Here is a 14,836-nt window from a genome sequence, read left to right as displayed (position 1 = left end):
ATGTCTAGCAATATCGAGCTGTTCTCCGCCCAAGGCGGGCCCCCGCTACCACCGCGGATACCAGTAGTACGCCGCGTGCACGGTCACGCCGGCCTCGCGCCAGGGCTCGCCGACGCCGGGGACCGAGGCGGTCGCGGCGGCGGCGGCGCCGACGATCAGGCGGCGGTTGACGCGGTAGTCGAGGCCGAGGGTGGCGGAGCCGACGAGGTTGAGCGCGAGCGAGGCGGCCTGGCCGGTCTCGGCCTCGCCGCTGTACTCGAGGCCGCCGAAGGTCACGACGGGGCTGGCGTGGCGGACGCCCTGGACGCCGACGGCGACGCGCACGGTGGGGATCCACTGGACGCCGAGGCGGAGCGTGACGCCGCCGTCGAGGCGGGCGGCCTGGGCGGCGACGGTGAACGGCGCCTCGACCGCGGTGCTGCCGCCGAGCATGAAGTCGCCACGGTCGAACGACGCGCGGCCGTAGCCGAGGGTGAGCTGGGCGTCGTACTGGTAGCTGTTGGCGGTGGCGTAGCTCGCGCGCGCGGCGAGGCCGCCGAAGGCGCCGCTGCCGGCGTCGGTCGACGCGGCGTCCCCGAGGCTGAGCAGGCCGCCGAGCGCGTGGACATGGACCGACGCCTCGCGGCGATCGGCGCGCGCGACCGAGGCGGCGCCGACGATCGCGCCGACGGCGGCGAGCGCGGCCAGGGGCCTCATCGCAGCACGATCCGATCGACCGCGACCTTGCCGCGGCCACCGGGCTCGCTGACCACCAGCGTGAGCCGCTTTCCGTTGAGGTCGGTCGCGCGGCGCACGACGACCACGCCCTTGCCGCGGCCGCCGGGGCGGACCACGCCGAGCACCCCGGCGCCGGCGGTCTCGGCCGCGTCGCTGGTGAAGCGCACCACGCCGGCGACGTCGCGGGTGCCGTCCTGCATCGCGACGGTGGCCAGGCGGTACGGCGCCTTGTTGCGGTTCTCGATCTCGAACACCACGAACGCGTCGTCGCCGAGGTAGAGCACGTCCTTGGTCTCGACCACGACGTTGGCGTCGTTGCGCTCGATCGCGTCGAGCTTGCGCACCTCGCGCCGCTGCAGGATGCGCGCGGCGATCAGGCCGTCGGCCAGCTTGGGCAGCTCGGCGTCCATCGCCGCCTGCATCGCGGCGATCTTGGCCTCGAGCTCGGCGGTGCGCGCCGTGACCTTCTCGGCGATGCGCCGCTCGAGCTCGGCCTCGACGTCGGCGCGCTTGAACGTCACCTGGGTCATCGCCGCGTCGCGGTCGGCCGCCAGCCGCAGCACCACGGTCACCTTCATCGACGCGGTCGACAGCGCCAGGTTGGCCGGCTTGGCGTCGGGCTTGAGCGGCCGGATCGCCAGGCTGGTCGCGCCGATCGGCTTGACCTCGTAGCTGACGGTGTCCGAGGCCAGGGCCTTGTCGATCTTGTCGGGCAGGTACACGACGGTCACGAAGTCGGGGTGGACCAGGACCTCGTACGAGCCGCCCTCGTCGACCAGGATGGTCCGGGCCTGGCCGCTGTTCTGGGCGACGGCCACCGGCGTGGCCGCTGCCAGGCCCGCGGCGATGGCGAACACAGGAAGGAGGCGGAGCCCCCAGCGACGATCGTGCATGGCGTACTCCATGAGGTTGGCCCAGGTATCGACCGCGCGACGCGGCGGTTGCGCCCCTGGACGCGCTGACCCGGGATCGGGATGGTGCGCTCGCTACTGCCCCGGGATCTTGATCTCGTTGATCGAGCTGGAGCCCGAGCCGCTCCCGCTGCCTCGGCCTGGCCGGCGGCCTCGCGCATCGGTCGGCGGCGCTGCATCGACCGGCACGGCCGCGTCGATCACCGCGGTCGCGGCGCCCGCATCGCTCACAGTTGGTTCGGCGGCGCCGGCGTCGGTCGCGGTGGCGCCCGGTTCGCCAGCCAGGTTTCCGCCGCCTGTCGGCATCCCCGCGTCGGTCGCCGCGGCGCCCGGGCTCGTCGGCGCGCTCGGCGCCCCGCCGCCGCCGCCGCCCGCGACCAGCGCGATGACCGCGCCCAGCGCCACCACGCCGCCCACGGCGCCGACGATCAGCCCGGTGCGCTTCGGGCGCGCGACCTGCGCCGCGCCATGTCCCGCCACGGTCGGCGCCATCGCCACGCCCGCCGCCGGCCCAGCCGTGCGCGTCGGCGCGGACATCGCCGCCGCCTGCTCGGGCGTCCAGCGACCCGGCACCTCGCTGCCCGTCGGCGTGCCCTGCGCCACCGCGTCCATGCGCGAGCGCTGGCCCGTGCGCACCGGCGCCTTGCCCGGGAACCGCTGGACCATCAGGCTCTCGAGTTCGCGGCGGCCGTCGCGCGGCGCGTGCTGGCAGTGCAGCAGGTCCTCGACCGCGTCCTCGGCCGTCTGGTAGCGCTGCGCCGGATCCTTGGCGAGCAGCTTCATCGTCACCGCCTCGAGATCCGGCGGGACGTCGGGCGCCACCTGGCTCGGCGGCAGCACGTTCGAGAACAGCACCCGCGCCAGGGTCTCGGCCGTCGTGCCCGACGCGAACAGGTACTGCCCCGTCAGCATCTGCCACATCATGATGCCCACCGCGAACAGGTCGCTGCGCCCGTCGAGCGGCGCGCCGTTGATCTGCTCCGGGCTCATGTACGCCGGCTTGCCCTTGATCGTCACCGACGCGCTCGCCGCCGTCGCCGCCCGCGCCTTGGCGATGCCGAAGTCGCTCACCTTCACCGCGCCCGACCACGAGCACAGCACGTTGTGCGGCGAGATATCGCGGTGCACCAGTCCCCGCACGCCGTCGGCGCCCGCCGGCAGGTCGTGCGCGTAGCCCAGGCCGCGCAGCACCTCGGTCACCGTGTAGATGACGATCGAGAACGGCAGCCGCCCCGAGTCGATGATGCCGTCGAGGTCGCGGCCCTCGACCAGCTCCATCACCAGGTACAGCCGGCCCTCGTGATCGCGGTCGAAGTCGAGCACGCTGACGATGTTCGCGTGCTGCATCCGCGACGACAGCTTCGCCTCGCTCACGAACATCTGCGCGAACGCCGGGTTCCGCGACGCGTCCGGCAACACCCGCTTGATCGCCACCGGCCGCTCGAAGCCCTCCGCGCCCACCGTGTGCGCCCGGAACACCTCCGCCATCCCGCCCATCCCCAGCGGCGCGTCCAGGACGTATTTCCCCAACCGCACGCCCCCACCGCCAGCAGGGGCTCCCCCAGGGTTGCCAATGAGCGTCGACACCTGGCAGCGAGCCTACGGCATTGGCTGGGGCGATGGAAGGGGTAGGAGGTCGGGCCTTTGGGTATGCTTGTCTCGCTGCTCATCCCCGGCGCTCAAGGTCAGGGATGGCTGGCCTCCGCCACGTCGTCGGAGTCCGCAACAAGGACGACCTTCACAAGCATGCCGTGGACCGCCGGGCCGCCTTGCCGAAGGCGGCGGACCAGCACCCGCCGGCCGCGGAGAATTTCGACACGTGGTTCGACGCACTCACGCCAACGGAACCCGAGCAGCACCTCCAGAACAAGTGATCGAAGACCGGTTGCGTGGGAAGGGAGGCCAGCACGAGTGGTTGATGGTCGCCGACGCGCATCAAGAGGCGGAACGTGCCGATCGGCATGGCCAAGAGCGCGGTCACCCGCACCGAGGCGATCATCGGCCGCATCGAGAAGGGCGGCGAGACGGTGATCTTCCGTCATGGGGGCGAAGGATCCGACGGTGGTACCTTCCACCGCGAGCTCCGAGCGATGATCACGAAGTCGAAGAACCTCGGCGAGTTCATTCCCAACCTCAACCACTGGGCCGACCGCAGTCTCGGCGCGGAGGCCAGCCGCTGGCCCGAGGCGCCACCGCTGGGGCGCTGCTCGTTGCGGGACGACCTGCAGCTGCGTGGCGGAGGGGGGCTCCAGTGAAATCGTGGAAGGACTTGCTCGGAGTGGTGCGCTCGGTCGAAGAGAACCCCGAGCAGTTCGGCCCGCACACCAAGGAGCTGTTGTCGCTGGCTGTGATCATGCAGCGCACCAGCTGGTACAGCAGCGTCAAGAAGCCATCGTCGCTCGACGACACGGTCGCGCGGGTCACCTCGTGGGACGAAGCGCTGACCATCCTCGAAGATCGCGACGAGGTCCGCTACTCCGTCCATGGCTCGATCGTTGCGCCGTGCGACATCGTGGAGAACGCTCTCCACCGCGAACCGCAGCGCCACCAGTGGTGGATGGCATTTCGCGCGTGGTCCCGGTCGGCCTTCACGATCGATTCACCGCCCGAGGACCCGTCCTGGGGCCTCGACAAGTTCGCGCTGGTTCTCGACTATCCGGTCGACGTCATCGAGCACGCCAGCAAGGAGATCCTCGTCTCCGACCTGGTGGACTGCACTTACTTTCGCGAGCACTTCCAGTGGTTCGCCTACGGCTACTTCCCCTGCGGCTGGGAGGGCGACTGGCCCGACGGCAAGCTCCGCGTGTACTGAGGCGATCCGTGCCATCCTCGCGCCTCCCGGCCACCTTCACCGCTCCGTTGATCGCCGCCGTAGCGCCCGCCGATCTCGCCGGGAGTCCGTAGCTGATCCGCGCGTTCGGTCGCAGCCTTTGATGGGACGGCGCGCCGCCACGGGACCTGCGTCACCCCATTCGGGTGACATCGCCATCGCGCCGCGGTCCTCACCCGTATGGCGATGGCTGATACCCTCCCTCGAGCTCGTCACGTCACGCCGCCATGGCCACCACCCCGATGACCCTCTTCGCCGGCCTCTGCGCCGACCTGCCGCCGCCGGCGCTGGCCGAGCTGCGGACCGCGGTCCAGGCGCACTACGCCGAGCTGGTCGCCGCCCAGGCCAAGGACGAGCTGATCGCGGTCGACCTGGCGGAGCTGCTCGCGACCCACCTCGACACGTTGCTCGCCTCGGCCCACCTGTTCACGGCCGACGCGCGGGCCGACCTGGTGGGCGCGGCGCGCTACTTCATCTCGGACAAGGACACGATCCCCGACCTCAAGCCGTGCACCGGCCTCGACGACGACGTCCAGGTCTTCAACCACGTGGCGCGCGCCCTGGGCCGCCCCGATCTCGTGATCACGGAGTAAAACCGCCGCATGGCTGACGTAACTCCCCCGCCCCCGGGATCCCGGGTGCGGGTGCGCGGTGAGGAGTGGGCGGTGCAGCGGTGTCTGCCGCTGCCGCTGGGCGGCCACGCCGTCCACGTCCAGGGCGTGAGCGAGCTGGTGCGCCACCACCAGGCGATCTTCGTCACCACCATCGACACGGACATCGAGCCGCTGCGGCCCGAGGACACGCGGCTGGTCGCCGACACCTCGCCCGGCTACCGACAGTCAGTCCTCTACCTCGAGACGCTGCTCCGACGCACGCCGCCGGTCCACGACCAGGTCACGCTCGGCCACCGCGGCGCCCTCGACGTGATGCCCTATCAGCTCGTGCCCGCGCAGCGCAGCCTGCAGAGCCTGCGGCCCCGCATCCTCATCGCCGATGGCACCGGGCTAGGCAAGACCGTCGAGCTCGGCATCGTCCTGACCGAGCTGATCAAGCGCGGCCGCGGGCGCCGCATCCTGGTGGTCGCCATCCGCTCGATGCTGGCCCAGCTCCAGCGCGAGCTGTGGGCCCGCTTCACGATCCCGCTGGTGCGGCTCGACTCCGAGGGCCTGGTCCGGGTCCAGGCCAAGGTCCCGGCCAACCGCAACCCGTTCTCGTACTTCGACCGCTGCATCGTCTCGATGGACACGCTCAAGAACAACGGCCTGTACCGCGCCTGGCTCGAGCAGATCCGCTGGGACGCGATCGTCGTCGACGAGTGCCACAACGTCGCCAACCACGCCAGCCAGCGCGGCGAGCTGGCCCGCCTGCTCGCCGCCCAGAGCGACGCGCTCATCCTCACCAGCGCCACGCCGCACAACGGCCGCCCCGAGAGCTTCGCCAACCTGATGCGGATGCTCGACCCCACCAGCGTCGCCGACCCGACCCGCTTCACCAAGGCCGACGTCGAGCACCTGTTCGTGCGCCGCTTCAAGAAGGACGTCGCCGCCGAGGTCGGCGATCAGCTCCAGGCCCGCGACGTCGCCCCGCTCGCCGTGCGCGCCAGCGGGCAAGAGGCCGCCGCGCTGGAGGCGCTGCACGCGCTCGACCTGTCGACCCTGGGCCGCAAGTCCGGCCGCCGCGATCCGCTCGTGCGCTGGACCCTGGTCAAGGCGTTCCTGTCGAGCCCCGAGGCCGCGCTCGAGAGCCTCGACCACCGGATCGGCGTCACCCAGGCCGCGCTCGACGAGGGCCCAGGCGAGCATCCGCGCGCCGACGCGCTCCGCCAGGACCTGGCCAAGCTCGCGCAGGTCAAGCGCCTGGTCGACGCCGTGGTCGACACCGGCAGCGGCAAGCTCGAGAAGCTGTTCACCGAGCTGCGCGCCATCGGCTTCGACGGCAGCCCGCGCTCACCCCGCGTGGTCATCTTCTCCGAGCGCATCCGCACCCTCGACATGCTGGCCGACCAGTTCCGATCGCGCCTCAAGATGAAGGACGCCCAGCTCGAGACCTACGCCGCCTCGGGCGGCGCCCAGGAGCAGCGCCAGCGCGACATCATCGAGTCGTTCGGCCACGCCGACAGCCCGCTGCGCGTGCTCCTGTGCAGCGACGCCGCGTCCGAAGGCGTGAACCTGCACCACCAGTGCCACCACCTGTTCCACTACGACGTGCCGTGGTCGCTGATCCGCCTGACCCAGCGCAACGGCCGCATCGACCGCTTCGGCCAGCGCCACCCGCCGCACCTCCGCTACCTGGTGACCCAGACCGCGGCCCAGACCGCCGACCAGCGGGTGGTCGAGCGCCTGATCGAGAAGGAGCGCGAGGTCGAGCGCCAGCTCGGCGACTCGGGCGCCCTGCTCGGCCTGTACGACCCAGAGGCCGAGGAGGCGTTCGTGCTGAAGGGCCTGGCGCGCGGTGACGCCATCGACGCCCTCATCCCCGATCAGCCGCTCACCGCCGGCGCCGCCGCCCGGGCCATGGCCGACGACGGCGCGCCGGTCGAGGCGCCGCCGGAGGTCGACCTGGTGGCGCTCCTGGCCGAGGTCGAGGCCGAGCAGGCCCACGCCCCCGGCCTGCACCAGCTCGTCACCGACCCGCCGACCTTGTTCGCCAGCGAGTACGACCTCGTGGTCGCGGCGCTCCGGCACCTCGAGCGCCACCCGGTCATCGGCCCTGATCCGCTGCGCTGGTCGAACGACGACGCCACCACCTCGATCGAGCTCCACGCGCCCGCGCCGTTCCGCCGCCACCGCGAGGGCTTCTTGCCGCGCGAGGCCGTCCCGCCCCGCGACACGCCGTACCGCCTGGCGATGGGCCGCGACCTGGTCGCCGCCAAGCTGCGCACCGCGCTCGACGACGAGGGCCGCTGGCCCGACTGGCACCTGTTGTGGGAGCAGCACCCGCTGGTCGAGTGGCTGCTCGACGCCCTCGGGGCCGCCTACGCCCGCGGCGAGGCCCCGCTCCTGCGCGTCCCGGCGCTCGGCGCCGACGCCGCCCTGTTCCTGGTGCAAGGCATGATGTTCAACCACGAGTCCGAGGCGGTCGAGGCGCGCTGGCTCGGCCTCACCACCCACGGCACCACCATCGCCCCCGAGACCCTCGACCTCGACGGCGTCATCGCGCGCGTCGGCCTATCGGCCCAGATGGTCAACACCGGCGCCGAGGTCACCCGCGCCGCCGCCCTCCAGGCCCTTGTCCCCCCGGTGGTCGCGGCCGCCCGCGCTCGGGTGATCCAGGGTCGCAAGGACCACGTCAAGCAGTCGCTCATGGCCCGCGCCCGCAGCGAGACCCGCCGGCTCGATGCCTGGGCCGCGCAGAGCCTGGCCTTGATCGACGCCGACGAGCAGACCTGGGTCGCGCGCGACCGCCGACCGCCCAAGCACGTCCTCGATCGGCTCGCGCGCGAGCGCGCCGAGGTCGAGCGCATCCAGCGCAACCACCAGCAGCTCCTCCGGTCGGTCCAGGCCGACGGCGAGCCCTACCTCCGCGTCGTCGCGGTGTTCGGGGGGGCGTGATGGCCGACCTCACTGGCATCGACAACGTCGGCGAGTTCTTCAGCGCGCACTACCTGCAGGAGCGCCTGCCCGACGAGCTCAAGGCCCAGGACGCCGCCACGGTCGAACGCCTCGACGCGTGCGCTGCGCGGCTGCGCGGCACCAGCGCCCACCTGTTCCGGACCCTCGCCGACCTCGGGGGCGCGACCGCCGACGAGCGCGCGGCCGCGGGGCGCGATCTGGCGGTGCGCACGCTCGAGGCCCTCGGCTACGCCCGCGGCGCGCACTACGTCGCGCTCGACCGCGCCGACACCGCCAACCAGGCCGTGCCGCTCCTGACCGAGCTGCGCCATGGCGACGCGCCGTACCTGTACGTGCTCGACGCTGGCCTGCCGCACGAAGAAGAAGCGCTGCTCGAGCAGCGCCTCGACCGCCTGGCGCCGCTGCCCAGCGAGGCGACCGAGGCCGGGCTGGCGCTGCCGCCGCTGACGCTCGATGACGCGGTGGGCGCGCTGTTCGCGAGCCCGACGCCGCCACGGTGGATCGTGCTGCTCGGCGGCCGCGAGGCGATCGCCGCCGAGCGCGGCCGCTGGGGCCGCGGCCAGTTCCTCCGCTTCGAGCTGGATACGCTGCTCCGGCGGCGCGACCCTGGCGCGCTGCGGGTCACCGCGGCGCTCCTCGGCCGCGACTTCTTGGCGCCGGGCGCGGGGCGGCCGCTGCCCGACGCGCTGATCGACAGCTCGCACCAGCACGCGGTCGGCGTGAGCGCGTCGCTGAAGTTCGCGGCCCGCGAGGCCGTCGAGCTCCTCGGCAACGAGTGGGTCCACTACCAGCGCACGACCGCCAAGGCCAAGCTCTACGATGACCACGCCGCCCGCGAGCTGACCGAGGACTGCCTGGTCTACCTGTTCCGCCTGCTGTTCCTGTTCTACGCCGAGGCCCGGGCCGGCGAGCTGCACGGCCTGCCGATGGGCGCCGAGGAGTACGCCCGGGGCTACAGCCTCGAGGTGCTGCGCGAGCTCGAGCAGGTGCCGCTGACCACGCCGGCCTCGCGCGATGGCTACTTCTTCCACGAGAGCCTGCAGAAGCTGTTCGGGCTGGTCAACGACGGCTGGGAGCCGGCGCAGGCGACGCTGGTCTACGGCGAGCGCGGCGTCGACTTCCTCGAGCGCGGCTTCACGCTCAAGGGCCTCCACTCGACGCTGTTCTCGCCGCGGGCGACGCCGCGGCTGGCGCGCGTGAAGCTGCGCAACGAGACGCTGCAGCAGGTCATCCGGCTGCTGTCGCTGTCGCCCGAGGGGCGCAAGGGCGGCAAGTCCTGGGGCCGCGGTCGGATCAGCTACGCGCAGCTCGGCATCGGCGAGCTGGGCGCGGTCTACGAGGGGCTGCTCAGCTACAGCGGGTTCTTCGCCAAGGAGACCTTGTACGAGGTCCACAAGGCGGGCGCCGACACCAGCGACGCGACCCAGCAGAGCTACTTCGTCCCCGAGCGCGAGCTGGCCAAGTACACCGACGACGAGCTCTCCTTCCGCGGGCCCGACGGAGCGCCGGTGCGGCGCAAGCACCCGCAGGGCACGTTCATCTTCCGTCTGGCCGGGCGCGATCGCGAGCAGAGCGCCAGCTACTACACGCCGCAGGTGCTGACGCGGTGCCTGGTGAAGTACGCGCTCAAGGAGCTGCTGCCGGGCAAGAGCGCCGACGACCTCCTGGCCCTGGCCCTGTGCGAGCCGGCGATGGGCTCGGGCGCGTTCCTGGTCGAGGCCATCGACCAGCTCGCGGACGCGTACCTGGAGCGCAAGCAAGCCGAACGCGGGGAGCGCATCCCGGCGGCGACCTACGGGCTCGAGAAGCAGCGAGTGAAGGCCTACCTGGCCGAGGAGCGCGTCTACGGCGTCGACCTGAACCCGATGGCGACCAAGCTCGCGGCCGTGAGCCTGTGGCTGGGCACGATGCACAAGTACCAGCCGGCGCCGAGCTACGCGGCGCGGCTGTTCGTCGGCAACAGCCTGATCGGCGCCCGTGTGGCGGTGTACGTGGCCGAGGACTTCGCGAGCGACGAGCCGCTGGCCAAGGCGCTGGCGACGCTGGTGAAGAAGACGCCCGCGGCGGAGCTGGAGGGCGAGCTGGAGGCAGTGCTGACGGCGTGGGAGCAGGCAGGGAAGAGCGCCGACGGTGTGGCGGAGGTGCGCGCGGCGCTCGAGGAGCTGGCGGCGGGGGACGGCGGGGATGGGGGCGGGGAAGGCGGCGGCGGGGATGACGACGACGGGGGCGGGGATGGCGGGGAGGGTGGCGAGGAGGTCGACGAGACGGCGGCGGCCGCGGCGCGGGCCGAGGCGCTGGCGAAGCTGCTGAAGAAGGTCGCGGCGAAGCTGAAGGTGCCGCGGTGTCAGCGAAAGCCGCCGCGGCCGGTGACGCTGGAGCACGCGCTGACCGGGCAGCGACCGGCGGGGAGCGTCTATCACTTCCTGTTGCCGCACCCGGCGATGAGCGACTTCGAGGGCGACAAGGCCCTGAAGGAGCTGGCGCCGGAGGCGGTCGCGCAGCTGAAGGCCTGGCGCAAGGGCGTGCTCGTGTTGCCGAACGAGGCGGAGCGGAGGAGGCTGGTCGAGCTGAGCGATCGAATCGATGATCGCTTGCGGCGATCGGTGCAGGACCGGCGAGATGTGCTGGCGCGGAGCCGGAGCCGGGTGGAGGTCTGGGGGCAGGATGTGCCGGAGATGCCACCCACTGGTTGGCTATCGGTCGCGCAGCGCGAGAAGCTGGTGGCCAGCGCGCGCGCGGAGAGCAGCGCCCACGGCCAGCTGCGCCGCGTGATGGACTTGTGGGCCTGCCTGTGGGCGTGGCCGCTGACGGACGTCGGGCTGATGCCGGATCGGAAGGCCTGGGTCGCGGCGGTGGAGAATGTGCTCGGCATGGAGCCGAGCGGCGTTGCTGAGGAGGCGCAGCTGGCGTTTCCGGAGGCGGCGCTTGAGGGGAGCGGGGATGGCGAGGCGGAGGGCCGCGTGGGGGACGGAGGAAGCGGCAAGAAAGTGGAGACGCTCTGGGACGCCGTGGCACGGATCGCGGGGCGGCTGCGACCGCTCGCGTGGGAGCTGGAGGCGCCGGAAGTGTTCGTGGATCGGGGCGGGTTTGATTTGATCGTAGGGAATCCGCCGTGGCTGAAAGTACAGTGGCACGAGCAAGCCCTGCTCGAGGAATTCGAACCGCGCCTTGCCTTGGATGCGGTTCGTGCAAACGAGGTCGCCTCAAGGCGCGCAGTCTGTCTCGTTCTCGATCAATCCCGCCATGACTACGTGGACTCTTCATGCCGTGTACATGGCGAGCAGCAGTACCTTAGTGCCGTCTCAAATTTTCGCCTTCTGCAGGGCGGCCCTGCCAACCTGTACAAGTGTTTCATGGCAAAGGCCATCGCCATCGGCAATGACACAACAGTCTGCGGCGTCATCCACCAGGATGGCCCCGGAGTTCTCGACGACCCCCGAGGTGGCGCGCTTCGTGAAGCGCTATACGCTCGCTTGCGATGGGTGCTTCGCTTCAAGAACGCCCTCTCCCTGTTCCCAATCTTTCACCGTGCCGGATACGCCATCAGCATCCTCGCGGACGCTAGGACAACGCCAGCGTTCAAGACGATCTCAAATCTTGTCCATCCATCAACAATTGACGAGTCGATGAACCACGACGGAGCAGGCGTCACACCAGGCCTAAAGACAAGCAGTGGCGTCTTCGAAACCAAGGGGCATCGCAATCGAGTCGTAAACATTGGACCAAGCGAGCTGTCGTTGTTCGCGCAACTCCTAGAACGCCCCGGCACACCTGCCACGCGGGCACGACTCCCACTGGTACACAGCCAAGAGATTCTAGCTGTAATGCTCAAGCTGTCCCACTTTCCGCATCGACTTGAAGAACTCGCGCTGGAGCTGTTCCCGAGCGAGATGTGGAACGAAACCAATCGCCAGAAAGACGGGACCATTCGACGAGAAACACGCGTCGCCACTCGACCGCTTGATTGGATCGCATCTGGCCCTCACTTTCACATCGGAACCCCATTCAATAAGACGCCGCGGGAAATTTGCGTCAACAAGGCCGCCTACGACAATCTCGCCCTTGAGTCACTGCCGCAGGACTATTTGCCGAGGACCAACTTCGTTCCCGCAGTCCCCACAGACGTGTACCGAGCGCGTGCCCCCCAGTTCTTGGGGAGGCCGGCTTTCGACTTCTACCGCCACGCACACAGGAGACGCCTCCAGACGGCGAACGAACGCACCGTGATATGCGCCATACTGCCGCCCGAAGTGGCACATGTCCATCAGGTATTTTCGCTCGCCTTCGCATCGAGTCGGCGCATGCTCGGCTACAATGCGCTCCTTAGCAGTCTGGCACTCGACTTCTATGTTCGCTCCACGGGAAAGAGCGACCTCTATATGGACCTGCAACTCAGCCTGCCGATGTTGCCGCTCGAGAGCCCGCGGGAGCCAGGTCTCGCGAGCCGTGTACTGCGACTGAATTGTCTTACGAGTCACTATGCCGCTCTGTGGAACGAGGAGTGGCCCCGGATGGACGGCCTCGGATGGACATCGGCCGACCCTAGGTTGTCTCCATGGCCAGCGCGCGGTGCGACTTGGTCGCGCGCCGCGGCCGTCCGTAACGCATTCGAGCGACGTTGGGCCCTCGTCGAGATCGACGCCCTCGCCGCGCTCGAGCTGGGCCTGACGCTCACCGAGCTGTGCACCATCTACCGCACGCAGTTCCCCGTCCTGCGCCAGTACGAGCATGACACCTGGTTCGACGTCAACGGCCGCATCGCCTTCACCGTCAGCAAGGGCCTCGTCGGCGTCGGCCTCGACCGCAAGTCCTTCGAGCTCTGGCAAGACCACCTTCGCACCGGCACGCCCCTCCCCCCCGACTTCGACACCAAGAACCTTGCCCCCCCCTTCGACCGCCGCGACCGCGAGGCCGACATGTCCCACGCCTACAACTACTTCGCCGCCACCCTCGGCAAGGGCAACGCTTCGTGAAGCGCGTTAATTTCACGGGGCGGTTCCGATCACTGACGGCCTTCGAATGGACGGACATCCCGAGGTTCGCGATCATCGCTGGCGCGAACGGCGTCGGCAAGTCGCAGCTCCTGACACTTCTGGCCTACCACAGCAGCGCCGGCGTGAGCCCGCCAGAACTCTGGAACAGCAGCGACTCCCTGCAATGCGAAATCGAAGAGCCGGCACCATCGAGCGGGTACTTGCCGTCGAGCGCTTCCTTGAGGGACCCGATCATCAGCCCCGAGCTTTTCAAGCAGGTGGACCAGGTCATCGAGCACCTGCGGGGCACACAGTTCCTGGAGGACGAACAAGTGCCCGAATGGTTGCTGGGCCTCCGAGAGGTCCTCGCCTCCTCGTCAGCCTCCCCTTCGACGAAGCGCGCGCTCGCAGTCGCAGCTGGTACAGGACGCCCCCTGCCACCCCGAGCGGAAGTCCTCAACGCGCTCGGGCCGTACGATCTCGTAGCCCGAGATCCGCAAGACCCTCTGTCTGCGCTCGCGCAGGTCTTCCACGGCCATGTGAACCACCGCGTGTCGTTGTTGTTGCGACGGGTGCCCTACGACGACGTCGACCAGAAGCTCGGCATGGCGCCTTGGGAGCAAGCGAACGCGTTGCTCCGCACGTTCGGATTCGGCTACGAACTCACGTTCCCTGACGACCTTCGCTTCCCCTTCGAGCTGTGCTGCGTTGACGAAGGGCGAAAGTTCCGCCTCAAGCCGAGCGCGCTGTCCTCCGGAGAGCAAGCCACGCTTGCCCTGGTCGCGCTGGTGGTCACGGTCAACGCGCTGAGCAAGCACCCGCTCTCGGCCCAACAAGTCCCAGCGCTCCTCCTGCTCGACGAGCCGGATGCGCACCTGCACACCGCGCTGGTGAAAGGGTACTACGATCACCTGCAGACGCTCGTCGAGCGCGGGACCCAGGTCATCATGGTCACGCATCGTCCCGACACGATCGCGCTAGCGCCGGCAGGCAGCCTGTTCGAGATGGTCCACGACGGCGGTCCGACGCAGATACGCAAGGTTCCCTCGGCTTCAGCGCTCGTCGCTCGACTTGCTGCGAACACCTTGGCCGTAGTGCCCAGCGCCCGCTTGGTTTTCGTCGAAGACGAGGCCGACCGCAGGTTCCACCAGTGGGCCTACGACCGCGCCCGCAGCCGGGGTCAGGTGCCGGACCTTCGCCCGCTGGCTTTCCTGCCCGTATTCGCCGTGCCCGGCGCCGGTGGCTGCACGGCGGTTCGCCGGCGCCTAGCCGAGGTCAGCAAGGCTGGCCTGCTACCAGTCCATCGCGGCCTGATCGACCGCGACGGTGAGACGGACGACTCGCAACTGCCAGCTGGACTGGTGCGCCTCTCTCGGTACGCCATCGAGAACTATTTCGCGGACCCGATCGCGCTCTACTGCGCTGTTGTCGGCACCGAGAGCCTCGACGCGCAAGTGGGCTGGGCGAATGCCTGCGGTGTCGGCCGCGGCGAGCTCGGCACGCTCCGACGCAGCGATGCAGCGACCCTGCAGCGGATCAGCGACCACGTCCTCACGGCACTCGAGGCGAACGCCTCGAACCTCGAACGCTCTCGCATCGCTGTCACCTACCACGGCGACGCCGACCCCGTCGCGTTGAACCTTCCCCGCTGGCTCTTCGACTTGAGCAAGGACGCCATCCGCGCTCGGGTGAGCGCGCTACACAAGAAGGCTGGCCCCGGGGTCCTCCACTCCGACAACTTCAACAGCGGCCCCGAGGTCGCGGGCCTCGTGCCTGATGACCTCATCGAGGTCTACCGCACCCTCGCGACGGCGGAGAACTAGCCAACCCCCG

Annotated in this window: 10 protein-coding genes; 7 read left to right on the top strand and 3 right to left on the bottom strand. The window is 70.1% G+C overall.

Annotation, left to right across the window (positions count from 1 at the left end):
* Positions 1-45: 45 nt before the first annotated feature.
* From IPJ61_RS21565 to IPJ61_RS21555, 3 genes are all read right to left on the bottom strand, one after another.
* Positions 46-696: a hypothetical protein gene (locus IPJ61_RS21565; RefSeq protein ID WP_297112768.1), complete on the bottom strand. Its 651-nt coding sequence runs from the start codon at positions 694-696 to the stop codon at positions 46-48.
* The gene (locus IPJ61_RS21560; protein ID WP_297112765.1) at positions 693-1,610 is read right to left on the bottom strand and encodes a DUF2381 family protein; all 918 of its coding nucleotides are present in this window, start codon (positions 1,608-1,610) and stop codon (positions 693-695) included. The genes IPJ61_RS21565 and IPJ61_RS21560 overlap by 4 nt, the downstream gene beginning before the upstream one ends.
* Positions 1,611-1,703: 93 nt before the next feature.
* The gene (locus IPJ61_RS21555; RefSeq protein WP_297112760.1) at positions 1,704-3,215 is read right to left on the bottom strand and encodes a serine/threonine protein kinase; all 1,512 of its coding nucleotides are present in this window, start codon (positions 3,213-3,215) and stop codon (positions 1,704-1,706) included.
* A 104-nt stretch (positions 3,216-3,319) separates the two neighbouring features.
* Here IPJ61_RS21555 and IPJ61_RS21550 point away from each other — a divergent pair, with 104 nt between their 5' ends.
* The 7 genes from IPJ61_RS21550 to IPJ61_RS21520 all read left to right on the top strand — a co-directional run bounded on the left by IPJ61_RS21550 (position 3,320) and on the right by IPJ61_RS21520 (position 14,826).
* Entirely contained in the window at positions 3,320-3,502 is a 183-nt protein-coding gene (locus IPJ61_RS21550; protein ID WP_297112757.1) for a hypothetical protein, read from the top strand.
* Between the two features lie 75 nt (positions 3,503-3,577).
* Entirely contained in the window at positions 3,578-3,883 is a 306-nt protein-coding gene (locus IPJ61_RS21545; protein WP_297112755.1) for a hypothetical protein, read from the top strand.
* Positions 3,880-4,440, top strand: coding sequence for a hypothetical protein (locus IPJ61_RS21540; protein ID WP_297112751.1), 561 nt, complete (start codon positions 3,880-3,882; stop codon positions 4,438-4,440). Before IPJ61_RS21545 ends, IPJ61_RS21540 begins: the two co-directional genes overlap by 4 nt.
* A 245-nt stretch (positions 4,441-4,685) precedes the next feature.
* The gene (locus tag IPJ61_RS21535; RefSeq protein WP_297112748.1) at positions 4,686-5,051 is read left to right on the top strand and encodes a hypothetical protein; all 366 of its coding nucleotides are present in this window, start codon (positions 4,686-4,688) and stop codon (positions 5,049-5,051) included.
* Between the two features lie 9 nt (positions 5,052-5,060).
* Positions 5,061-8,009 (top strand): DEAD/DEAH box helicase, encoded by a 2,949-nt coding sequence (locus IPJ61_RS21530; protein WP_297112745.1) that lies wholly within the window; start codon positions 5,061-5,063, stop codon positions 8,007-8,009.
* On the top strand, positions 8,009-13,003 hold the full coding sequence (locus IPJ61_RS21525; RefSeq protein WP_297112742.1) for an N-6 DNA methylase: 4,995 nt from the start codon (positions 8,009-8,011) through the stop codon (positions 13,001-13,003). Before IPJ61_RS21530 ends, IPJ61_RS21525 begins: the two co-directional genes overlap by 1 nt.
* Complete coding sequence (locus IPJ61_RS21520; protein WP_297112739.1) at positions 13,000-14,826, top strand: AAA family ATPase; 1,827 nt, start codon at positions 13,000-13,002, stop codon at positions 14,824-14,826. The genes IPJ61_RS21525 and IPJ61_RS21520 overlap by 4 nt, the downstream gene beginning before the upstream one ends.
* Positions 14,827-14,836: the final 10 nt, after the last annotated feature.

Origin of the sequence: Tessaracoccus sp., assembly GCF_016714275.1 — a bacterium.
In the GTDB taxonomy this organism is placed as follows: Bacteria; Actinomycetota; Actinomycetes; order Propionibacteriales; family Propionibacteriaceae; genus Arachnia.
The sequence above is the reverse complement of the archived record's forward strand: the minus strand, read 5'-3'. Positions and strand labels throughout refer to the sequence as shown.

Bases quoted from the DNA above. Each gene is read 5' to 3' on its own strand.
- IPJ61_RS21525 (WP_297112742.1), top strand. From the start codon at position 8,009: ATGGCCGACCTCACTGGCATCGACAACGTCGGCGAGTTCTTCAGCGCG.
- IPJ61_RS21565 (WP_297112768.1), bottom strand. From the start codon at position 696: ATGAGGCCCCTGGCCGCGCTCGCCGCCGTCGGCGCGATCGTCGGCGCC.
- IPJ61_RS21535 (WP_297112748.1), top strand. From the start codon at position 4,686: ATGGCCACCACCCCGATGACCCTCTTCGCCGGCCTCTGCGCCGACCTG.
- IPJ61_RS21560 (WP_297112765.1), bottom strand. From the start codon at position 1,610: ATGCACGATCGTCGCTGGGGGCTCCGCCTCCTTCCTGTGTTCGCCATC.
- IPJ61_RS21530 (WP_297112745.1), top strand. From the start codon at position 5,061: ATGGCTGACGTAACTCCCCCGCCCCCGGGATCCCGGGTGCGGGTGCGC.
- IPJ61_RS21550 (WP_297112757.1), top strand. From the start codon at position 3,320: ATGGCTGGCCTCCGCCACGTCGTCGGAGTCCGCAACAAGGACGACCTT.